Consider the following 23,692-nt stretch of genomic DNA (forward strand, 5'->3'; position numbering starts at 1 on the left):
TTATGAAAGCGTTGAATAAAGATATTATTAGAGAAATTATTAGATCTAAAAGTAGATTTTTAACTCTTATTATAATTGTATTTTTATGTTCTTTAACTTATGTAGGTTTGAATTCAACAGTATATGATATTAAAAAATCTATAAATAATAGTGTTATAAAAAATAATATGTATGATATCAGAGTTGAGGTTCCTATAGGTTTTACAGATTCTGATATTGCAACTTTAAAATCGTTGAATAATATAGAAAATATCAAATTTTATAATGAAACTGTAGATTATGATAAAAAAATTCTTTATATTGAAAATGATAATTTAAAAGAAAATACTGCATTATCTCTACAAAACATGGATAATAACTATATTTTACCGGGTTATAAAGTTATAGGTAAGGGTATGGATATTTCATATCCTCAAGATAAAATTATTAAGTCTGGAGTAACTATGGAAAAGGCATTTTTAATTCCAAAAACAAATAAAATTAAAAATGTTGCCATAATAAAATTAAAAAATTCAGAAAAATATGATACATTTAGTGATGAATATATAAATTATGTTAAAGAATATAAGGAAAAATTAAATTTACTTTTAGCTAAAAGACCTTCTGAAAGAGAACAAGAAATACATAAAAATTTATCTGAAGGTTTAGAAAAAATAGATAATGGTTTTATTGAAATTAATAAAAATAATGAAAAATTAGCACAAAATAAAAAGAAAATTTTAGTAGGACTAGATAAAATTAATGAAAAAAAAGAAGAATTTTTATCTTTTAAGAGTAAAATAGAAAAAAATAAAAAATTATTAGAAGAAAATTTGAAAAAATTACAAAGTGAAAAGGCAAAATTAGAACAAGTTCAAGGTATGGATGATGAAAAAAATGCTTTAAATAGTAAGTATGAACAAGTACAAAAAGAATATAAAAGTCTTATTATAAATGAAAAAGCATACAAAACTTCATATGAAAAAGCCTTGAAAAATTTTGAAAATGAAAAAGCTAAGTTACAAAATTCAAATAAAAAATTAAAAGAAGCTGATAGAGAAATAAATATAAAAAGACAAGAATTAGAAACTAAAAAGAATGAATTGAATAATCAAAAGAAATTTGTTATAAAACCAATGTATTCAGTAGGTTCAAGATATGACAATGATGCATTCTTGACTTTATATAATAATATTAAGTCAACAAAAATAATGTGTTATTTGTTCCCAGCTTGTTTTTTTATAATCGGTCTATTTGTAACTTCAACTACAATGATAAGATTTTCAACTGAACAAAGAATAAATGTTGGAATATATAAATTTTTAGGTTATGATTCAAAACATATAGTAATAAAATTTTTGATATATGGTTTAGTTCCTACAATAATAGGCTTATTAATAGGAAGTATAGCAGGAACTTACTTATTACCTCGATTTATCATACCAACTTTATTAGTCGGATTTAAGATATTTAAAGATATTAAATTATATTTTGTACCGACATATGCTATAGTAATTGTTTCTTCCTTTATAATAACTTCAATTATTACAATATTGATAGTTGTATATATACAATTAAATGATAAGACAATAAATTTATTAACTGGTAAAACAACAACCGTTGTAAAAAGAGTTATATTTGAAAAAACAATATTATGGAAAAAATTAAGCTTTTCAAAAAAAATATTATTTAGAAATTTATTTAAATATAAGGGAAGAATGCTTATGACAATTCTTGGAATAGGTTCTTGTACAGCTCTTATATATTTTGGTATTTCATTACACTTTGCTTTTAGTGATATTACAAAGTATCAATATACAAAAATAAAAAAATATGATGCTATAGTATATTTCAACTATAATGTAAGTAAAGAAAAGAAAGAAGAATATATAAATAAAATTTCAAATTTTGCCGATTTATATCTGGTAAATACAAATGAAAAGAAATTTAAACATAAAGGTTTAGATTATAAGATAATACATGAATATTTAATAAAGGGATCCGATAAGCAATTTTTCAATTTTAATTTAAAAGAACATGAAAGTGAAATATCACTTAAAACTTCAGAAATTTTGAAAAAGAAAAAAGGTGACTATATAGATTTAAGTGATATCTATAATGAAGTTGAAAGAATAAAAATTGATGGAGTCTTTCAAAATTATATTGCACAATATGTTTATACAAAGGATTCATCAAAAGAATCAAATGCAGTTATAGTTAAATTTAAGAATAATAATATCGATATAAATAAATTGTTAGATAAAGATGTTGTATTTAATATAAGAACAAAACATGATACAAAGGAATTTTTCATAAAGCAAATAAATAGTTTATCAATTGTAATAGTACTTATGATAATATTAGGAGCTATGTTAGCAACTATAGTTACATATAATTTGGGAAATATTAATATTATAGAAAGAAAAAGAGAATTAAGTACCTTAAAGGTATTAGGTTATACAAAATTAGAAATGAATTTATATATTTTTAGAGAAATCATTATTTTAGCCTTATTCTCTATATTGATAGGTCTATATTTAGGAAGAAAATTACAATTATTCTTCGCAACTCAATTTGTTAATTCACCAATACAACTTGTTATGAGGTTAAATTATATACCTTTTGTAATTTCATTTGTATTATCTTTATTAATTGTAATAATCGTTAGTATCTTTTTAATATTTAAAATTAATAAGATAAATATGGTTGATGCATTGAAAGTAGGAGATTAATGGCGAATTTTTATGATAGAACAGAAATTTTACTAAAAAAAGAAGGAATAGAAAAATTATCGACTGCAAAATGCTTGATCTTTGGTGTAGGAGGTGTAGGTTCGTTTGCAACTGAAGCATTAGCTAGATGCTCAGTAGGTGAACTTACCTTAGTTGATTTTGATATAGTGGATATTACTAATATTAATAGACAAATACAAGCTAATTTTTCAACTATAGGTCAATCAAAAGTTGAATTAATGAAAAAAAGAATTGAGCAAATTAATCCTGAATGTAGGGTTGAAATATATAAAGAAAAATTAACACAGGCGAATATAGAAAAATTTTTTAAAAAAAACTATGACTATGTTATTGATTGTATAGATGATATACAAGCAAAAAAAAATTTAATATCTTATTGCTTATATAATAAAATAAAAATTATATCATCTATGGGTTTAGCAAATAGATTAGATCCAAGCAAAATATATATTGGTAAGTTAAAAGATACTCTTGGTTGTGGAATGGCAAGAAGATTAAGACAAGAATTTAAAAATAAGAAGTTAACTGTAGTGGCTTCTAGAGAGCATGCAAAAAAATGTGGCATACAAAAGGGAAGTGTAAGTTTTGTTCCATCTGTAGGTGGGCTAATGATAGCAAGTTATGTAGTTAAACAAATAATTGAAAAAAAATAAAAATTATGCTAGACTATATCCGAGGTGATAGAATGAAAAAAATTATTTTTTTGTTATCAACATTAATAACTCTATTATCTTTTTCATATATTGATGGTAGATATACAGCTATTAAAAAAAATGGAAATAACATTTCTGAATTAACATTAATTTATAGAAATAATAAAATAATATCAGCTGCATTTGATAAGAAAAATTCAACTGGTCTTAGTGAAAAACTTACAAACAAAGAGTTTGCAACAAAATCAATTAGAGTATCAAGTCAAATATCTATGTATAATTCAATTGAAGGAGTTAAGATAAATTTTGATTCTGATACAGATAAAGATTTAAAAGAATTATTTAAATTTTTGGAAGAAAAGGCTAAAAAAGGTGAAAAAGGAACTTTTGAACTTTAATAGAAAGGCTTTTAGTTTTTTGACTAAAAGCTTTTTTTTTGGTATAATTTTTTAGAAAGGATTTGAATATGAGATTAGACAAATATTTAGCAAATTCTGGTATTGGAACAAGAACAGAAGTAAAAAAAATAATAAAATCTAAAAAAATAAAAGTGAATAATAAGATTATAACAGATCCTTCTTTTTGTTTAGATGAAGACTTTGCTGAAGTAAGTTTTTTAGATACTAAAATTAGTTATAAACCCTTTAGATATATTATGTTAAATAAACCTAAAAATGTAGTGAGTGCTAGTTATGATAAAACTTATACAACAGTTATAGATCTTGTAAAAAAAGATTTTTCAACATATAAGTTATTTCCAATAGGAAGATTAGATATTGATACTGTAGGTTTATTAATTTTAACTAATGATGGTGAACTTACACATAATTTGTTAAGTCCAAAAAAACATATAAAAAAAACATATTATGTTGAATATGAAAAAGAAATGTCTATTTCTGACATGAATAAATTAGAAAAAGGAATAGATTTTGGTTCATATATAACAAAAGCTGATGCAAAAGTTGAGATTCTGTCGGCTAAATCTTGTTATTTAACAATAACAGAAGGTAAATTTCATCAGATAAAAAAAATGTTCAAAGCATTAAAAAATGAAGTTTTATTTTTAAAAAGAGTAAAAATGAATAAACTTGAACTTGATGTAAAATTAAACTATGGAGAATATAGGGAATTAACAGAAGATGAATTAAAATTATTAAAGGATTGAAATGATATATATTATTAATAAAAATATAGAACATGATTTGATAGAAAAAATTTTAGAATATTTAAATATTTCTTTTGAATATATAGAATTAAATGAAGCTGAATTAGATAATCTAATAAAAAGTAAAAATTATACTGGACTTTTTTTGGCAGCTGAATTTTCAGAATATCTTAAAAAAATATTTCCAAAAAAATATAGCAAATTATTTAAGAATTTAGATTATATTTATTTAAAAGATGATGAAATTATTCAAACTAATATTGAATATTATTCATTTATGAATTTTATAAAGCAAGAAGGTTTAAATTTAGATTCTAAAAGAATACTTCTCTTAGGTAGTTCAAAACATGCAATAAGTGTATATAATGCTTTAAAAAGTGAGCAAAAGCCCATAGTTTTTATTTCAACAATTACAGTTGAAAGCGATACAAAATTGTTTGCAGGAGATAGAAAAATTAAAAAAATTGAAATTTCTAATTTATCAAGTGTAGATTATATTATAAACACAACAGAATTAGGTAATATAAAATGTATTAATTCTTGTATGATAGATAGAAATTTTCATGTTGATGCAAAAGTAGTAATTGATTTATTAGTTTATCCTATAAAAACAAATTTATTAAGACAATATGAAATAAAGAATTCAAAAATTTATTCAGGCTTATATTTATTGATATATAAGGTCATTTATGCCTTAAATATAAATGATTTAAATATTTCATATAAAAGAGTTCATGAAATATTTGAATATTTAGTAAATGATTTAAATTCCAAGGAGGTAAAAAAATAATGGATTATTCCGATTTATATAGAGTTTGGGAACTTTTAGGTTTGGATGTTGCAGAATATGAAAAAATGAAAATAAAATTTGATACAGATAAAAGTTCTTGTATAAAAGAATATTTAGATTATGAAGATGATGGTGAAATTAAAAATTTTTCTGAATTTTGGTATTATTATTTAGCTGATAATACTAATTGTATCTTTCATAATATAGGAGTAAAAGGTTACACAGAAAGTATAGAAAAATTTTTAACTAAAAATAAGATAGAAATAGAAAATATTGATTTTTCAGCTTACAAAGAAAAAGAAGCCTATTATTCAGAAACATTATTTGATATTTTAATATCAGATGTAAGATATTCATTAAAAGATAAAAATCTTGATATTTTTGGAATAAATGTAGGTTATGACTCTTTAATTTACTATATTTTACCTAAAGATGTTTTAAAAGAAATAAAGAAAATTGCTAAAAATTATTTAATCTTTGATTGTGAAAAACTAGAAGAACTTTATGGAGAAATATTTAAACTTAAACAAGATATACCAAATTATACAGATATAAAAGTAGGGGATTTTATAGAAAAGGATAAGAAAACAGCTGATTTTTATACACTTTTTGACCCTAAAGTTAGACAAAATTATAAATTATCACAAATTTCAGAAGATAATTTAGAGCTTTATCTATAGGAGAAAATAAATGAATACAACTTTATATAGAAAATATAGACCTAATACATTTGATAATGTTTTTGGTCAAAAATATATTAAAAAATCTATAATAAATTCTTTAAATGAAAATAAACTTGCACATGCTTATCTATTTTGCGGACCTCGTGGTGTAGGTAAAACAACAATAGCAAGAATCATAGCAAAAGGAGTTAATTGTTTAAAAAATGGTATTAGTTCTAAGCCTTGTCTTGAATGTGAAAGTTGTATTTCAATATCAAAGGGAAACAATTTGGATGTAATTGAAATTGATGCTGCATCGAATAGAGGAATAGATGAAATTAGATCTTTAAAAGAAGCAATTAATTATCAACCTGTTAGATGTAGAAAAAAGGTATATATTATTGATGAAATTCATATGTTAACTAATGAAGCATTCAATGCACTATTAAAAACTCTTGAAGAGCCACCTGAACATGTTATCTTCATTCTAGCAACTACGGAATTAAATAAATTACCTGAAACAATAATTTCTAGATGTGTTTGTTTTAATTTTAAACCTTTAGTTGAAGAAGAAGCCTTAGAAATGCTTAAAAATTGTACTACAAAGGAAAAAATAGATATTAGTGATGATAGTTTAAAATTAATTATTAAAAAATCTGGTGGTAGTGCAAGAGATGCTTTTTCAATATTAGAACAAGTTATTACAACAAATTTAAATGAAAAAATAAATTTAGAGCTTGTAGAAAAAACTCTAGGAATTGTTGCAAGTGATTACTATGTTAAATTCAATGATTTATTGAAAAAACAAAATAAAGAAGAAATAATTTCTTTCATTGATAAGCTTTATATAGAATCCATACAAATTGATGTTTTTTTAAGAGATTTTTGCGATTATTTAAAAGTAAATGAAAAAGATATTGAATATGCAAGTAAAATTATTGGAACAATTTATCAAGCTTTAAATGAATTTAAATATGAAGATGATCTTAGAATTATATCATATATAATAATTTTTAATATTCTTAAATTACAAAAGAATAGTGTAAAAGAAAAAGTTATTATTAATTCAAATAATACAATGCAAGAATTTTCATATGAAAAATTATTAAATAAATTGAAAAATGATGGTTTCAATATATATTATTCTTTACTTTCTGAATTTCAATTTGTAGAAATAAGAAATGCAACTATTTATTTAAAACAAATAACAAATAAGAATTCAACAAAATTATTAATCGAAAATGATGAGATTAAAAGAGAGATTGAAGAAGAAATATATGAATTACTTAATGTTCGATATATTATTGAAATTATTTATAAAAATAATAAGAGTGATAAACTTGATAACTTTGAAAAAAAGGTTAGAAGTTTATTTGAAGTACCAAGAATATAGGATTGAAAGGAGAATATAATGAAAATCAAGGTTATATTATTAGAAACAGTAAAAGGCATAGGGAAAAAAGATGAAATAGTCTCTGTAAAAGATGGATATGCAAATAACTTCTTATTTTCTTCTAAAAAAGCTATACCAGCTACTAATGAAAATTTAAATAAGCTTAGACAAAAAGGTGAAAAAAAGCTTAATGATGAACAAAAAGAAATAAAAAAAGCAAATGAAATAAAGGAAATTTTGGATGGTAAAACTATTAATTTATCAGTAAAATCTGGAGAAAATGGAAAAGTTTTTGGTTCTATTGGTTCAAAGGAAATAATGGCAGAAATAAAAAAACAATTTAATTATTCTGTTGATAGAAAACAAATGCCATCAGATATAAGAATAAAAGAAATTGGATTACATAAATTAATCCTAAAATTGCATAAGGGTATTAATGCAGAAATAAAAATAAATGTTATGGGGGTTTAATAATGGATGAACTTACAAGTACTGAAGAAATTGAAGAAGCAATTTTAGGTATTATGTTTAATAATAGTGATTCTATTATTTCAGTTTTAGAAAAACTAACTCCTGAAGACTTTAGTAAGAAAATAAATGGTAAGGTATTTCAAGTTTTAATTGATATATATAATAATGATTATTCTTCAGCAGATACAAAACTTGTAACAATAAAATTAGAAGAAGCTAATTTATTAGAATCATTCGGAGGAAGGGAAAAAATTGCTCAATTGGCAATGGATGCACCTTTATCAGATAATTTAGAGGCTTATGTTGATTCTTTAAAAGATAGATCAGTAAAATTAAAATTAAAAAATATTTGTACAGAAATAGGAAATGAAATTAATAGAAATTATAAGAGTGCAAATGACATACTTGATTATTCACAAGCCAAAATATTTTCTATAGAAGCTGAAAAAAATAAAAATCCTATAGTTAGTTTAAAAGACTTAGGAAAAGAAAGAATGCAAAGAATTATAAAAATTGGAGATGAAGGGGATAAAAGTTATATAGGTATACCAACAAATTTTAGAGATTACGATAAAATAACTGGTGGTCTACATGGTTCTGATTTGATAATATTAGCTGCAAGACCTTCAGTAGGGAAAACAGCCTTTGCCATTAATTTAGCCTATAATGTAGCAAAACAAAATAAAAAGGTTTTATTCTTTTCATTAGAAATGGGTAATGAACAATTATATACAAGAATATTAGCATTAAGTTCAGGAATAGAAGCAAGAAAAATAAAGGATTTTAACTTAAATAAAGAAGAAACTCTAGCCTGTGTAAAAACAGAAGAAAAAATTAGAAATTATCCTTTATATATTGCAGGAGATGCAACTGTTACAGTACTTGAAATTAAAAATTTAGCAAGAAGATTTAAATTAAATACTGGGCTTGATTTTATAATAATTGATTATTTACAATTAATAAATAGTGTTTCTCAAAATAAGCAAAGAGAACAACAGGTTTCTGAAATATCAAGATCATTGAAATTGTTAGCTAAGGAATTGGATGTTCCTATTTTAGCCTTATCACAATTGTCAAGAAGTGTAGAAAGTCGTTCAGATAAAAGACCTATGTTATCGGACTTAAGAGAATCTGGTGCTATAGAACAAGATGCTGACCAAGTTATTTTTCTACATAGAGAAGAGTATTATGGAAAAGATGAAAAATCTGATTCAGCTGAAGAAAAAAAAGAATTTGTAAAAAATGTACCTAACAAAGTTGAGGTAATAATTGGAAAACATAGAAATGGTTCAACAGGTACTGTATTTTTAAGCTTTGATTTAGCACATCAAAAATTTGACAATAATATCTATACACAAGGAGGAACAAATTGAATAAAGTAGAATTACTATCACCAGCAGGGAATATGGAAAAATTAAAAGAAGCCTTCCATTTTGGTGCTGATGCTTGCTATATAGGTGGTGGTGCATTTAATTTAAGAGGAATGTCTGCTAATTTTAGAAATAAAGAACTTGAAGAAGCGATAGAATATGCACATAGTTTAGGTAAAAAAATTTATGTTACTCTTAATATCTTTGCACATAATAAGGACATAGATTATATGCCTAGATTCATAAAATTTTTAGCAAGTGTAAAAGCTGATGGAGTAATTGTCAGCGACTTAGGAGTATTTAGCATGGTTAAAGAATATGCACCAAGTCTTGATATACATATTAGTACACAAGCAAATAGTATAAATTGGGCAACAGTTAAAATGTGGAGAGATATGGGTGCAACAAGAGTAATACTAGCTAGAGAAATGACATTAAAAGAGATCAAAGAAATAAAGGATCGTGTACCAGGAATACAAATAGAAGCATTTATACATGGTGCAATGTGTATGGCATACTCAGGTCGTTGTTTATTAAGTAACTATTTTACAAATAGAGATGCAAATAGAGGTGTTTGTGCTCAAGATTGCAGATGGAAATATAAAATAGTTGCTGAAGATCATGAAGCTACAGGGGCTCATGATATCATTGAAGATAATGAAGGTACATATATCTTAAATGCAAAAGATTTATGTACAATTGAATTTATTGATAAAATAATAGAAGCAGGAGTAGATTCACTTAAAATTGAAGGTCGTATGAAAAGTATCTATTATAATTCAACAGTTACAAAGCAATATAGAGAAGCGATTGATTGTTATTATACAGGAAATTATAAATATAATCCAAAATGGAAATATGAATTACAAACAATAAGTCATAGACTATACTCAAAAGGATTTTTCTTTGGAAAAACTTCACAAGAAGATCAAAATTACGATACTAATATTTCATATAGTCAAACATATCAATTAGTTGCAAATGTAATGGAAAAAGTTGCTGAAAATAAATATAAAATATATATTAGAAATAAATTAGATACAAGCAAGGAATTGGAATTGATAAGACCTAAATCAGATCCGATAAAATTTTATGTTAAAGATTTTCTCAATACAAAAAATGATGAGTTTACACAAGTAGTTAATCCGAATACGATAGCTATTATTGAAACAGATATTGAAATGGGAAAATATGATTTAATAAGAATAAAATTACCTGTTGGGCAAGCTGAAAGTGATTTAGATACTGAAAATATTTAGAGGTTAAATATGGAAGATAAAATATTAATTATAGAAGATGATGAAAAAATTTCTCGTTTAATAGAAATGGAATTAAAATTTGAGGGTTATGAAACCGAAAAAGCCTATGATGGTCGTGATGGACTAGAAAAAGCTCTAAAAAAAGATTGCGTATTAGTATTACTAGATCTTATGCTTCCAAAAATGAATGGTATAGAAGTTTGTAAAAGAATAAGAGAAGTTTCACAGGTTCCAATAATAATTTTAACAGCAAAAGATGAAGTTACAGATAAGGTTATTGGTTTAGATTATGGTGCTGATGATTATATGACAAAACCATTTTCAAATGAAGAGCTTATTGCAAGAATTAAGGCTTTGTTAAGAAGAGTGAATCATGTATCAAAACCAGATGTATTTGTCTATGAAGATTTAAAAATTGATTATAAGACTTATGAAGTGTATAGGGGAGATAAATTAATTTCGCTATCAAAGAAAGAATTTGAATTATTAGACTACTTGGTCTTAAATAAAGGAATTGTTCTTTCTAGAAACAAAATATTAGAGGAAGTTTGGGGTTATGATTATGTTGGCAATGATAATATCCTAGATTTATATATAAAATATGTTCGAGATAAAATTGATAAAAATTATGATAGAAAATTTATACAAACAATAAGAGGTGTGGGGTTTATTTTTAAATGAAGAAAGTAAAATTAAAATTCGCAAATAGAATTTCTCTAATATTTGTTATAATTTTTCTTATTACAATGTTTTTTTGTGGTTTCTTCGTTATTAATTTTATCAATTTAAAAAACACTTCATATAATAAGCAATTATATAGCAAAAAAATAAGTGAAATTGATATATTTTTAAATAAAATTTCTAATTTTGCAACTAAATATAAGACTATTACTTTGGAACTTAATCCAAAAATAGAAAATCAACAAATAGTATATTCGCAACCTTTTGAACCTGGAGTTGAAAAATATAGCTATATTATAAGAGTTAGAAATGCAAAGAATTATGACCAAATAGCATTAAATACTTTTAATGCAAAAAAAAATGATAATTCTACAAAAATAAAATTAACAACTATTAATGAAATTATTGGAAAGAAAAAAATAAATAAAAATATTGCAACACATTACACTGAAAATGAACATATTTTTGATATTATACGAATAAATAGGACTATTTGTGGTAATGTTTTTGATATTTATATTTTTAAAGATGTTACAAGTGATGTTATTATTACAAAAACTTTAATTCTTCTTTTTATACTTTATACTTTAATATCACTTGCGATTATTGTTTTTATGTCTAATAAAATTACAAGTAAGATGTTAAGACCAATTAATGATATTATTAAAATTGCTCAAACTATATCAACAAAAGACTTAAAGGTTAGAATAAAACAAACAAATAATGGCGATGAAATTGATAATCTAATTACAATAATAAATAATATGTTAGAAAGATTAAATATTGCCTTTGATAATCAATCAAAATTTATTTCAGATGTTTCACATGAACTTAGAACACCTCTTGCAATTATAAAAGGTTATGCAGAGTTAATTAAAAGACATGGTGATAGTCAAAATGAATTAATAACTGATTCTGTTGATTTAATAATTGATGAATCTAATAATATGAAAAGTTTGATAGAAAAATTACTATTTTTGGCAAAGGGAGATGCAAATACTGTAAAAATTAATATAGACACTTTTGATTCAGTTGCATTTATAAATCAAGTATATACAGATGCCTTGTTTTTAGCTAAAAAGCATAATATAATAATAGAAAATAATGAAAAATATACTATTTTAGCTGATAGAAGCTTATTATTACAAGCAATTAGAACTATAATTGAAAATAGTATAAAATATTCAAAAAATGGTACAAATATTTATATAAATTCATATTATGAACAAAATAAAAAAGAAGCTATTATCTCTATTAGAGATGAAGGAATAGGTATAGAAGAAAAATATTTTGAAAAAATATTTGAAAGATTTTATAGAGTTGATGAATCTAGAACAAAAAATACTGGTGGAACAGGTTTAGGTTTATCCATTGTAAAAAAAGTAATGGATATACATGGAGGACTTGTAGAAGTTAAATCTAAAATTAATGAGGGAACGACAATAATCTTACACATACCTTCAAAAATAAAAAGCAATAAGTAGCTAAGTTCTTTTTAGCTACTTTTTAAAAAGGAAAAATAATGGAAAATTCAAAAATAATTTTAATAAATAAACGAGCTGGAGTTAGCTCACATACTGTAATTAAGGAAGTGCAGAAAAAATATAATTTTAAAAAGATAGGACATGCAGGGACTTTAGATCCAATGGCAGAAGGTTTGCTAATAGCGATGAGTAATAATGCAACAAAATTATCTGATCTACTTATGAAGAAAAATAAGACTTATGTTGTAAAAATGGAATTAGGTTATGAAACAGATACCCTTGATTCTGAAGGTACTATTTTAAAAAAAGCAAATTATAATGTTGATTTGCCTAGTGTTAATAAGGTTTTAAAAGAATTTATAGGTGAAAGCTACCAAATTCCTCCTATGTTTTCTGCAATAAAATATAAGGGACAAAAATTATATAAACTTGCTAGAAAAAATATACAAGTTGAACTTACACAAAGAAAGATTTTTATTGAATCCTTTGAAAATGTTGAGTATAATAAGGGTATAATTAGCTTTAAAGTCACAGTATCTAGCGGTACATATATAAGATCCCTAGTTAGAGATATAGCATATAAATTAAAAACATATGGTACTATGATTTATTTATTAAGAGAAAGAATAGATAAGCTTTGTGTACCCCAAAATGATGAAATTACTTTTTATAATGTGCAAGACTATTTTAAGTTGAATAAAATAAATTTAAATTTTAATGAATTGATGCATATTTTAAATGGGATGACTTTAAAAATGGATAAAAATATACCTGAGGAAAGCTTACATTGTTATTTTAATGATGAATATTTAGGTATAGTAAATGTTATAAATTCAAACAAAATAAAGAAGAGTAAATTCTTTGTAACAAAGGAGGATTATGAAAAGAGTAAGAAAAGCTGTAATTCCTGCTGCGGGGATAGGGACTAGAGTTTTACCAGCAACTAAAGCACAACCTAAAGAAATGCTTCCAATTATTGATAAACCTGCATTACAATTTTTAGTAGAAGAATTAATTGCTTCAGGCATAACAGAAATATTAATTATAACAGGTAGAAATAAGGAATCAATTGAAAATCATTTTGATTATTCATATGAATTGGAAACTATTTTAAAACAACGAGGTAAAACTGAATTATTGAATGTTGTAGAAAAAATTTCTAATTTAGCAAATATATATTATGTAAGACAAAAAGAACCTCTTGGTTTAGGTCATGCAATATCAAGAGCTGAAAGTTTTGTAGGAGATGAACCTTTTGTAGTATTATTAGGTGATGATATAATGTATACTCAAAATAAGCCGGTATCTAAGCAATTAGTTGATAAATATTATGAATTAGGTGGAGGAAATATATTAGGTATTCAAAAAGTTCCACATGACCAAACATATAAATATGGTATTATTAACATCGATAAAAAAATAGATGATAGAACATATAAGGTAAATGATTTTATTGAAAAGCCTAATGTTGAAGTTGCACCTAGTGATTATGCTGCTTTAGGTAGATATGTCTTGGAACCTAAAATATTTGAATATTTAAAAACAATAAAGCCTGGTGCTAATGGTGAAATCCAGTTGACAGATGCAATATTAAAAATGGAAAAGGATGCTAATAATTTATATGCTTATGATTTTGATGCACTTAGATATGATACTGGAGATAAGTTTGGAATGTTTAAAGCAACAGTTGAATTTGGTTTAAGACATGAAGAGTTAAAAGATAAAATAAAAAAATATTTGAAAGAATTGGTTAAAGATTTATGATTAATATAACAAATAATTTAGAATCCAAAGAAATTGATAATATTTTAATTAATGACTATGGTTATACTGAAGAAATATTAATACAGATGGCTGCAAATAATTTATTTAATGTGATTGATAAAACAAAACAAAAATATCTTATTCTTGTTGGTCCAGGTAATAATGGTGCAGATGGATTAGCATTAGCAATATTATTGCATTCTATTGGAAAAAAAGTATATATTTGGTGTTTAAAAAATCAAAGTATTTATTATACTATATGCAAAAATTTAAAGTTAGAATTTATAGATGAAATAAAAAATATAGATATTGTTATAGATGCCTTATTTGGTATAGGAGTGCAAGGTAAAATATCAGATGAATATCAAAATATCATTGATATTATTAATAGCAATAAAGAAAATGGATATAAGATAATATCTATTGATATGGTAAGTTCAAATTTACAAGCTGATTTAGTATATATGCTTTCATCATATAAAGAAGCTTTACTATATTCAAATCTAGAAGTTAAACTGTGTAAAATAGGTGTAAATCCTAGCATTTATTCAAAATCTAGTAATAAATTTTTAATAGATAAAGAAGATATAAAAAAAATAAAAAAAGAAAAAAATATTTTTTCAAATAAAAGTGATTTTGGTAGAGTGAAAATTTACGCAAAAAAAGGAGCAGCTTTATTAGCAACATTAGCTTCAAAAAAATGTGGGGCGGGTTATACTTATCTTGTTAGTGATGAAATGACTAAAAATGCTAATTTAATTGTTAATCCTGAATGCATAAATTTAGATAGTAATAGGGGAATAGATGCTATAGTTATCGGACCTAATAATGGCGTTGAATTCGACTATAAATCAATAATTTTAGCGAATTTAGATAAAAATATAGTTATAGATGCAGATGCACTAACATATTTGTCAAATAATAAAGAAGTATTGAATATTCTTAACGAAAAATGTGTTTTAACACCTCATCCACTTGAATTTGCAAGATTGTGTGGAGGAAGTTTAGATAAAATATTAGATGATCCTTTTAAAATGCTTGAAAAATTTTATAATAAAACAAAATTTAAAGGTACTATAGTATATAAATCAAAAAATAACATAATTACAGATGGTAATAAATTTTATGTAGTAAATATAGGAAATAGTAAAATGGCAAATGCAGGTATGGGAGATTTACTTACAGGAATGATAGCTTCATATCTTGCGCAAGGATATGAGTGTGTAAATGCGTGTATATATGCAACATATAAGCAAGCAGAAACTGCTATGAAATTAAACTATAAGGATGTAATTAACCCAACGGATATAATAAAAGAAATATAAATTTTAAAATGTAAACATTAATTTGTTTACATTTTTTTGTTGAAAAGTTGAAAACTTTTAATTTGTACAACACCATAGTACATTGAAAATTGTTGTTTTTTTCAATAAACAAAAATGTTTTCAACAAATAATAAACAAAAGGTAAATAAAAAACTACCAACTATTTAAGGTAGCTTGAAAGATGTTTTTTCTAGCTAAATAGGTCGCCTTGGGAGATAGCAAAAACTATGATTATATGTTGTAATAACGTTGAAATGAGAAATACACTAGAACAAATGAAAAAACGAAAATAACGAAAATTTTGCAAAGGCACTAATTAGTTTTGAAAAAGGAATCAATGATAAAGCAGTTGCTCATCTTACGGAGATAAGGTAGATATTCCAAAGGATTTTAAGCAAGGTAATTTTGTAAAGCTTTTTGGTCAGGTAAGAACATCCATTGATGATAATGGAAAGGAACATACTAATGTTAGAATTCTATCGTCTAAGCTTTTAAAAGAAAAGGAACAGATGAAGAACCAAGAAAAAAAAGAAATATAAGGCTGAAGAGAAAGCAAAACCTATGTAGAAGAAAGAAGCTTCAAAGGAAACGGATAGATAGAATATGTCGGTGTGGTATTCTGGCTACAATGATTATTTTTTTATTATAAAATCAGTTCGAGAAAAAAGAAGATAATACTACTAAAAGTTCTATTGTTATGTTATAATAGAAACGATGTGATGTTAAGATGGATAAGACTGGAGGATAATCATGTCTAAACTAAGCTATAAAAAATTATTTAAGAAATTAATAGATATAGAAATGAAAAACACTGAGCTTATGGAAAAAGCAAAAGTAAGTAAAAGTACATTCTACAAAATAAAAAATGGTGAAAATGTTACTACTGATGTATTGCTAAGGATATGTGATGTGTTGGAATGTGATATTTCGGAAATTGTAGAGTGTGTAGAATGATAAATATAAGTTTCTATGAAGTATAAATATTTTAATATCATAGAATTTTGAAAGGAACTATTTAAAATGAAGAAATTAAAACGCCACAAAAAAGTAAGAGTTTTTGAGGGCTTTGCTGGATATGGTGGGGCAAGTTATGGATTAGAGAGAGCGGGAATAAATTATGAAGTAGTTGGATATTCTGAATTTGATAAATTTGCATCCGAACTTTATGATGCAAATCATAAGGACAAAAAAGGTAATAAAATAAAAAATTGGGGTGATATAACGGAAATAAATCCAAATGAATTACCTGACTTCGATTTATTTACTGGGGGATTTCCGTGTCAGCCATTTTCGTCTGTTGGACTGCAGCATGGGGAAAAAGATAGATATGGTAGAGGAACTTTAATGTATGACATAATAAGAATTTGTGAAATAAAAAAACCAGAATATATTCTTTTAGAAAATGTTAAAGGTCTTGCTACTAAAAGATTTAAAAATACTTTTGATACATTGAAACTCGAGCTTAAAAATTTGGGATATGGGGACTTGCGTTACGCTGTATTAAACACAAAAGATTATGGGGTTCCTCAAAACAGGGAACGTTTATGGATGTTTGCAAAAATGGGAGGATTACCAGAAGATTTTTCTATGGAGCCACCTAAAGTAGAGAATGATTTGAGATTAAAAGACTTTGTTGATAAGGATCCAGATAAATTTCTATATTTGACGGAAAAGCAAATTAAAAGAATTAAAGATTTTTATGGAATTGAGTCATTTATTGTAGATGAGGTATCTTGCTTTGATCTTTATAATAAAAAGATTAGAGATGATGGTATAAGCATTACAATTTTAGCACCTGAACATAATAAGATGAGACTTGTTGAACCTTGTGAAATAAATGGTAAAGAAGTGGTTAGAAAATATTCAGTACAGGAACAATTTAGGTTAATGGGATTCCATGATGGAGAAGTTGATTTTATTGATCAATCATATACGCAACTATCTAAACGTGCAGCAAATGGTTGGGATGTAAATCTTGTAGGAATATTATTGAATCATATATGGAGGCAATTATTATGAAAATTGATTTTGGAACTCTAGCATTCGGATTTCATATTAAATCTGGAGGAGGAACACCTAACTGGGCAACATCATTGGGACAAGGTAAAGAATATAAGATAAATGATACTCCAACAATAAATGAAGTTGTAAAAGGTGTATTATATTCATCGGTTTCATTATCTAGTGTTAAAACTAAGATTGGAAAAGGTGGGAGATTAGTACAAGGGGGTGATGTGGACTCTCCAATTATAATGGCAGGCGTGTTTTCTAAAGTTTATATTAATGATATACAAATAGTAAATCAGAAATATATATTATTGATAACTAGAGACACATCTAAATCTCATGCTGGAAGATTAAGGTTGAAATATGGACCAAGCAATACCTACGAAGAAAAGGATATTGTATACACTAACGAAATGTTTATAAAGGAAGCCCAGAAACAACTTGGTATGTCCGAAACTGCGTGTTGGTTCGTATATGATATAGAAATAAGAAATCAAGATGAACTCATATTAAATGCAGTAATTGTTGATGAAAAAAATGAAATAGAATATGAGAATAGCACAGAAATTCACAAGGCGTGGAGTGAATTAATTCCATTAGACTACGAAACCAAGGATAGCAATTTATTACCTAATACTATTGATACTTCTTATGAGGATATGGATTGCATAAAGTTGAATTATAACATTCAAAATATATACTTTGGAGCACCTGGAACAGGAAAAAGTTATGGAGTGGATAAGTTAATAAGAAATTGCTATCCGGACATTGAGAATAAAAATAATCCATTTGTTTTTAAAACAACCATTTATTCAGATTATTCATATTACAATTTCATAGGAGATATTATGCCAACATCAAAAAATGGTGAAATTGGATATGAGTTTAAGGCTGGGATTTTTTCGCAAGCACTTGCTAGGGCATTTGAGTATAGTGATAAAGAAATATTTTTAATTGTTGAAGAAATGTCAAGAGGTAATATTGCAAGTATATTTGGAGATATTTTTCAATTATTAGATAGAGATGAGAACGGAGTCAGTGAATACTCTATTAATAATGACTTAATAATTCAATATTTTGATGAAAAAGGCATTAATATTGGTAAAAAAATATACTTACCAAGGAATTTTCATATTATAGGTACAGTTAATACAAGTGATCAGAACGTAAATGTAATAGATACAGCGTTTAAAAGAAGATTTGAATTTTTATATGTTGATGTAAGCCCTATATCTGATGAAAATGGAAAATTCATGAATGGATATACATTTACTCTTACTGATAAAGAATTTGAATGGAATAAATTATATATGTCATTGAATGAGCTTATAACTACAAAACTAGAACTTAGTGAAGATAAGCAAATCGGACAGTTCTTTATTAAATTCAAAAATTATAGTAATGAGGAACACAAATTTGCTGCAATACAAAATAAACTATTGCATTATTTATGGGATGATGTACAAGGTGCAGTTATTTCTGATGAGTATACGATATTTAATAAAGAATACAAAACCTTCTCTTCTCTTTATAAAGATTTTGGTAATAAGGTTAACGTATTTAGTAAAGAACTACTTTATTTATATGATAAACAATAATTATAGAGGTGCGAAATGAGACAACAGGAATTTCAGATAGTAAATGATGGTCAAACTGTTGATAAAGACTTCGTAAACTCTTGGGATATATTTGATTATTGTGATCAATATAATGGAAGTCTTACAATCTCTTTTGTCGGAGTTATTATAAAAAACGAGAAAATTTTATTTTCATTTCCAAAACATTATAAAGTTGATGATGAACACAATCAAGTTTCTTGTATGAAACAAATACTTTATATTTTATCAAAATCAAAAGCAAGTTATGGTAGTTTTGATAAGGGAATAAAAGGAGAATTTCCGATAAAAGCATATTTAGGCATTTTGATGCATTATAAGAAATATGGTTTATATTTATCTAATGAACATTATTATGAAAATGGATATGCAGGAAACATAGATTGGAATAGAACAGTAAATAAATCAAACAAAATCATTCAGAAAAAAGGTGTAATATTTTTCCCATTCACTATTAAGAGGACTAGGGATAAAAGTGTATTTATTAGCGAATGTATGAATTACGTTTTATCCGATGCAAGCAGATATAAGAAATTTATAAATATGATTATGCCGTATGAATATATTAATAAAAACAATATATTCAAAAACTTAAGATATGTACTTAATGAACTAAAAAGGATTAGAAATCTATATTTTAAAGATATAGAAAAAAGGCTTATTAACAATTTGATTGAATATATAGAGTGGAAAAGCACAACTAGAGATAATGTCAGACTTATAACATTGAAATTTGAAAATTATTGGGAAGTAATGATAAATGAATATCTTAACGATGGTTTTTGTGGAATAAAAGAAGATCAAATTATTTGGGGAGAAAACAAACAAAATAAATTCTTTAAGCCAGAAATGGAATATGTAGAAAGCGTAGAAAAAAGATTGCAATATAAGAGCAGAAGTCCATATAAAATACAGTACGATCATATATTTATTGATGATGATAATCACAAAATTGTTCTTTTCGATTCCAAATACTTTAATGCAGAAGTTGATCAACTGAATTATAAACAACTATTCTATCATTATAATTTAAAGCAGAAGTACCCTGAATTTCTTATATACAATGGATTACTGTTACCTACAGAAAAAAACTACTATACAAAAATTCATGTGGATAGAACTGATTTAGATGGAGTTAAGATTGTAGAACACTATATTAACTTGAATTCAGTTCTGGACCATTATTCAAGAATTATATAGTTGAAATCAATATTTAAAATAGAATATGAAATAATTTACATATTTATGAAGAAACGACCATACAAGAGTATGGTCGTTATTTTTTTTTATCGCTTAAAGGTAGGTCTTTTATTTTAAAATTGTTAGTCCGATAATGTATCTTATGAAATTTTTATTATTCTTTTCTTAATGCTTCTATTGGTGATAATTTCGCTGCCTGCTTCGCTGGATAAATTCCAAATATCAAACCTGTTACTGTCGATATTATAAATGCTGTTAACATCGTTGATACTTGTAATATTGGAATAACTTTTAAGAAAATACCAATTAACATCGCTAAAACATAGCCACTTATAATGCCTATAATACCACCAATAAGCGTTAATATTATGGTTTCAATAAGAAATTGATTGATTATTTGCTTATTTTTTGCACCAATTGCTTTTCTTAATCCAATTTCAACTATTCTTTCTTTTACACTAACAAGCATTATATTCATTACACCGATACCACCAACAATTATTGAAATTGCTGCTACAAACATTATAAATAAAGATATTTTATCCATAATATTGGTTATTGTATCAATTTGCTCTTGTAAAGGTTTTATTTTATATAAATCAGTCTTATTAGTTTTGAATTTAAAATATTGTTCTAATTCTTTTTGTGCCATTGATAAAGATTTATTATCTTTTGCTCTTACTACTATGCTACTATATTCACTTTCTTTTTGACCATTTATTTCTTCAGCATAAAGTTTTGGAATAGTTAATCTTATTGTAGGATCGTGAAATGTGCTTGAAAGTTCTTCTCCAATTTCTTTTACTGTTCCTACTATTGTTACTACATAGTTCATAGTTCCATCAGTAAGAGTTATTTGTTTTCCTATTGCATTATTTCCAAAAAGTTCTTTTGCCTTTCTTCTATCAATTAATGCAACATTTGCACCATTATTAATTTCGTCTTCTGTAAAATATCTTCCAGCTGTTATTTTCGGTTTCATAGTTGATAAGTAATTCTTATCTGCAGGAAAAGTATACACATAATCATCTTTTGTTTTTTCCCTAATATCTTTATCAATAGTTGTAGCACTTGTTGCTGATACAATCGATTGAAAATTTTTAAGAATTTCAAGATCATCATCTGTAAAATATTCTTTTTCTAATATACCTTTTGATTTATATTTAGGGTTAAAACTAACTTCTAATAAAGAACCAGCATCTTCAGATATGTCCGATAATAACTTGCTCTGGAAGCCTGCTCCTAATGATGAAATTAAAACAACTGAACTTATACCTATTATTATTCCTAACATAGTTAAAAACGATCTTAATTTAAAATTTAATAAATTTTGTATGGATAATTTAAATATTTCTATTATATTCATTATACACCTCTTCTTTCAATAACAGGCATATCGCTATTAATTATTCCATCTTTTAATCTAACTATTCTTTTTGTATGTTCGGCTACATCTTCTTCATGCGTAACCATTATAATAGTCACACCAGAATCATTTAATTTCTTAAAAATTTGTAAAATTTCTTCTGTTGATTTACTATCCAAATTCCCTGTTGGTTCATCTGCAAGTAAAATCTTTGGATTATTAATCATTGATCTTGCAATAGCAACTCTTTGTTTTTGTCCACCAGACATTTCATTAGGTTTATGATTAATTCTATCTGAAAGTCCAACTAAATCAAGTAATTCTAAAGCGTGTTTTCTTCTTACATCTTTTTTTGTACCTAAATACATCGCTGGTAATTCTACATTTTCTAATGCTGTTAATTTTGATAATAAATTATATGATTGAAATACAAAGCCTATTTTTTCACAGCGTATTTCAGATAATTCATCATCTGATAAATTATCAATATTTTTATTATCTAAAATATATTCTCCCGTTGAAAGTAAATCAAGGCAACCTAAAATATTTAGAAACGTAGATTTTCCACTACCCGATGGTCCCATTATTGAAACATATTCACCATTATCAATATCAAGATTTAAACCTTTAAGAACTTCAACAGATAATTTACCAGTATGATAAGTCTTTGTTAAATTTCTTATTTTTATCATTAAAATTTATCTCCTTCTTTATACAATCCTTCAGAATTATTAATCAATCTATCATGTTCTGAAATACCACTAATAACTTCATAATTTATATTGTCATTTTTACCAAGGACCAATTTTCTTTTTTCAACTATATTTTTTTTGTTTAAAATGAAAGTATAGGCTTGGTTATTTTCATATAAAATATATTGTAAAGGTATAATCAACTTATTTTTTAGTGATAAATATGAAATTTTTGCTTCAACAGTATCTCCTGGCTTTAAATTTGAATAATTATTTAAGCTAACTTCAACTAAGGTTACAGCATCATTTGTATTATCACTTTTTTTAGAAATTTTTCCAATGCTTTTTATATTACCAGATAAAACTTCATTATTTTCTAAAGAATCTGAGCTAACTGTAACTTCTTGTCCTATAGATAAGTTCTTAGCTTTATAATTAGGTACTTCCAAAGTTATTTTTAAATTTTCAGTATCTTCTATTTTGTATAAGGGTCTTGTTGGATCTATTTTGTAATTATCGTCCGCATTAGCTTCAGTTATTACTCCTGATATTGGAGCTATCAAAACTCTTGGACTAGCTTTGTAACCGCTACTTGCAATTTTTACATCAATTACGGCACTTTCTAGTGCTTCTTTAGCCTTATTTAATTCTGATTTTGATATTCCACCTGCAGAAAATACTTTTTTAGCTGCTTCATATTCTTCTCTTAAAAAAGGTAAAACTGCTTTTGCTTTTGCTACATTTAATCTTTGAGAATTATTATCATCATTTGGTTTAAAGGTCAATAAAATATCTCCTTTATTGACTGTATCATTTATTCTAAAATTAACTTTATCTACTGTTGTTGCATTATCTGCAAATACAGAAACAATTTTTTCAGATTCTACTACTCCGGTAATAGTATATGTAAAATCTATATTTTTCTTTACAATTTCATAAGTTTGAGGGGCTACTACACTTGTTTTAGAATGTTTTAGATAAACACCACCTACAATACCAAGTAATAGTACTATTATTATAGATATAATTATTCTTTTTTTCTTTTTCTTTGTTATCATAGTT

General features: G+C 25.2%; 22 protein-coding genes. 19 read left to right on the top strand and 3 right to left on the bottom strand.

Annotation, left to right across the window (positions count from 1 at the left end):
* Positions 1 to 2: 2 nt before the first annotated feature.
* From AWT65_RS03970 to AWT65_RS04060, 19 genes are all read left to right on the top strand, one after another.
* Complete coding sequence (locus AWT65_RS03970) at positions 3 to 2,711, top strand: ABC transporter permease (protein WP_066729590.1); 2,709 nt, start codon at positions 3 to 5, stop codon at positions 2,709 to 2,711.
* Positions 2,711 to 3,385: a tRNA threonylcarbamoyladenosine dehydratase gene (locus AWT65_RS03975; protein ID WP_066729591.1), complete on the top strand. Its 675-nt coding sequence runs from the start codon at positions 2,711 to 2,713 to the stop codon at positions 3,383 to 3,385. Before AWT65_RS03970 ends, AWT65_RS03975 begins: the two co-directional genes overlap by 1 nt.
* Positions 3,386 to 3,417: 32 nt before the next feature.
* A complete protein-coding gene (locus AWT65_RS03980; RefSeq protein ID WP_066729593.1) occupies positions 3,418 to 3,783 on the top strand; it encodes a hypothetical protein in 366 nt (121 codons plus the stop codon).
* 68 nt (positions 3,784 to 3,851) lie between these two features.
* Positions 3,852 to 4,550: a pseudouridine synthase gene (locus AWT65_RS03985; RefSeq protein ID WP_066729595.1), complete on the top strand. Its 699-nt coding sequence runs from the start codon at positions 3,852 to 3,854 to the stop codon at positions 4,548 to 4,550.
* A gap of 1 nt (position 4,551) precedes the next feature.
* Positions 4,552 to 5,340 (top strand): Rossmann-fold NAD(P)-binding domain-containing protein, encoded by a 789-nt coding sequence (locus AWT65_RS03990; protein ID WP_066729597.1) that lies wholly within the window; start codon positions 4,552 to 4,554, stop codon positions 5,338 to 5,340.
* Positions 5,340 to 6,020 carry a hypothetical protein gene (locus tag AWT65_RS03995; RefSeq protein ID WP_066729599.1) on the top strand — a complete coding sequence of 227 codons (681 nt, stop codon included), beginning with the start codon at positions 5,340 to 5,342 and terminating at the stop codon, positions 6,018 to 6,020. The genes AWT65_RS03990 and AWT65_RS03995 overlap by 1 nt, the downstream gene beginning before the upstream one ends.
* 10 nt (positions 6,021 to 6,030) lie before the next feature.
* The gene (gene dnaX / locus AWT65_RS04000; RefSeq protein WP_066729601.1) at positions 6,031 to 7,395 is read left to right on the top strand and encodes a DNA polymerase III subunit gamma/tau; all 1,365 of its coding nucleotides are present in this window, start codon (positions 6,031 to 6,033) and stop codon (positions 7,393 to 7,395) included.
* 18 nt (positions 7,396 to 7,413) lie between these two features.
* Positions 7,414 to 7,866 carry a 50S ribosomal protein L9 gene (gene rplI, locus AWT65_RS04005; protein ID WP_066729603.1) on the top strand — a complete coding sequence of 151 codons (453 nt, stop codon included), beginning with the start codon at positions 7,414 to 7,416 and terminating at the stop codon, positions 7,864 to 7,866.
* Positions 7,867 to 7,868: 2 nt separating this feature from the next.
* A complete protein-coding gene (dnaB, locus tag AWT65_RS04010) occupies positions 7,869 to 9,239 on the top strand; it encodes a replicative DNA helicase (protein ID WP_066729605.1) in 1,371 nt (456 codons plus the stop codon).
* Positions 9,236 to 10,495, top strand: a complete 1,260-nt coding sequence (locus tag AWT65_RS04015; protein WP_066729606.1) for a peptidase U32 family protein — start codon at positions 9,236 to 9,238, stop codon at positions 10,493 to 10,495. Before dnaB ends, AWT65_RS04015 begins: the two co-directional genes overlap by 4 nt.
* A gap of 9 nt (positions 10,496 to 10,504) precedes the next feature.
* Positions 10,505 to 11,176: a response regulator transcription factor gene (locus AWT65_RS04020; protein WP_066729607.1), complete on the top strand. Its 672-nt coding sequence runs from the start codon at positions 10,505 to 10,507 to the stop codon at positions 11,174 to 11,176.
* Positions 11,173 to 12,660, top strand: coding sequence for a sensor histidine kinase (locus AWT65_RS04025; protein ID WP_066729608.1), 1,488 nt, complete (start codon positions 11,173 to 11,175; stop codon positions 12,658 to 12,660). Before AWT65_RS04020 ends, AWT65_RS04025 begins: the two co-directional genes overlap by 4 nt.
* Before the next feature lie 38 nt (positions 12,661 to 12,698).
* A complete protein-coding gene (truB, locus tag AWT65_RS04030; protein ID WP_066729610.1) occupies positions 12,699 to 13,589 on the top strand; it encodes a tRNA pseudouridine(55) synthase TruB in 891 nt (296 codons plus the stop codon).
* Positions 13,540 to 14,424: a UTP--glucose-1-phosphate uridylyltransferase GalU gene (galU, locus tag AWT65_RS04035; protein WP_066729612.1), complete on the top strand. Its 885-nt coding sequence runs from the start codon at positions 13,540 to 13,542 to the stop codon at positions 14,422 to 14,424. The genes truB and galU overlap by 50 nt, the downstream gene beginning before the upstream one ends.
* Complete coding sequence (locus tag AWT65_RS04040) at positions 14,421 to 15,749, top strand: bifunctional ADP-dependent NAD(P)H-hydrate dehydratase/NAD(P)H-hydrate epimerase (RefSeq protein WP_066729614.1); 1,329 nt, start codon at positions 14,421 to 14,423, stop codon at positions 15,747 to 15,749. Before galU ends, AWT65_RS04040 begins: the two co-directional genes overlap by 4 nt.
* A gap of 750 nt (positions 15,750 to 16,499) precedes the next feature.
* Positions 16,500 to 16,703, top strand: a complete 204-nt coding sequence (locus AWT65_RS04045; protein ID WP_066729616.1) for a helix-turn-helix domain-containing protein — start codon at positions 16,500 to 16,502, stop codon at positions 16,701 to 16,703.
* Between the two features lie 66 nt (positions 16,704 to 16,769).
* Positions 16,770 to 17,768 (top strand): DNA (cytosine-5-)-methyltransferase, encoded by a 999-nt coding sequence (dcm, locus tag AWT65_RS04050; protein ID WP_066729618.1) that lies wholly within the window; start codon positions 16,770 to 16,772, stop codon positions 17,766 to 17,768.
* Positions 17,765 to 19,354 (top strand): AAA family ATPase, encoded by a 1,590-nt coding sequence (locus AWT65_RS06620; RefSeq protein WP_198142950.1) that lies wholly within the window; start codon positions 17,765 to 17,767, stop codon positions 19,352 to 19,354. The genes dcm and AWT65_RS06620 overlap by 4 nt, the downstream gene beginning before the upstream one ends.
* A 15-nt stretch (positions 19,355 to 19,369) precedes the next feature.
* A complete protein-coding gene (locus tag AWT65_RS04060) occupies positions 19,370 to 20,572 on the top strand; it encodes an LlaJI family restriction endonuclease (protein ID WP_066729620.1) in 1,203 nt (400 codons plus the stop codon).
* Between the two features lie 154 nt (positions 20,573 to 20,726).
* Here AWT65_RS04060 and AWT65_RS04065 read toward each other — a convergent pair whose 3' ends face one another.
* Genes AWT65_RS04065 through AWT65_RS04075 form a run of 3 tightly spaced genes read right to left on the bottom strand, consistent with a single transcriptional unit; the run spans position 20,727 to position 23,688 of the window.
* Positions 20,727 to 21,938 carry an ABC transporter permease gene (locus AWT65_RS04065; protein WP_066729622.1) on the bottom strand — a complete coding sequence of 404 codons (1,212 nt, stop codon included), beginning with the start codon at positions 21,936 to 21,938 and terminating at the stop codon, positions 20,727 to 20,729.
* Entirely contained in the window at positions 21,938 to 22,630 is a 693-nt protein-coding gene (locus AWT65_RS04070) for an ABC transporter ATP-binding protein (protein WP_066729624.1), read from the bottom strand. Before AWT65_RS04070 ends, AWT65_RS04065 begins: the two co-directional genes overlap by 1 nt.
* Positions 22,630 to 23,688 (bottom strand): efflux RND transporter periplasmic adaptor subunit, encoded by a 1,059-nt coding sequence (locus AWT65_RS04075; protein WP_066729626.1) that lies wholly within the window; start codon positions 23,686 to 23,688, stop codon positions 22,630 to 22,632. Before AWT65_RS04075 ends, AWT65_RS04070 begins: the two co-directional genes overlap by 1 nt.
* Positions 23,689 to 23,692: the final 4 nt, after the last annotated feature.

It is taken from the genome of Sneathia sanguinegens (genome assembly GCF_001517935.1).
GTDB lineage: Bacteria > Fusobacteriota > Fusobacteriia > Fusobacteriales > Leptotrichiaceae > Sneathia > Sneathia sanguinegens.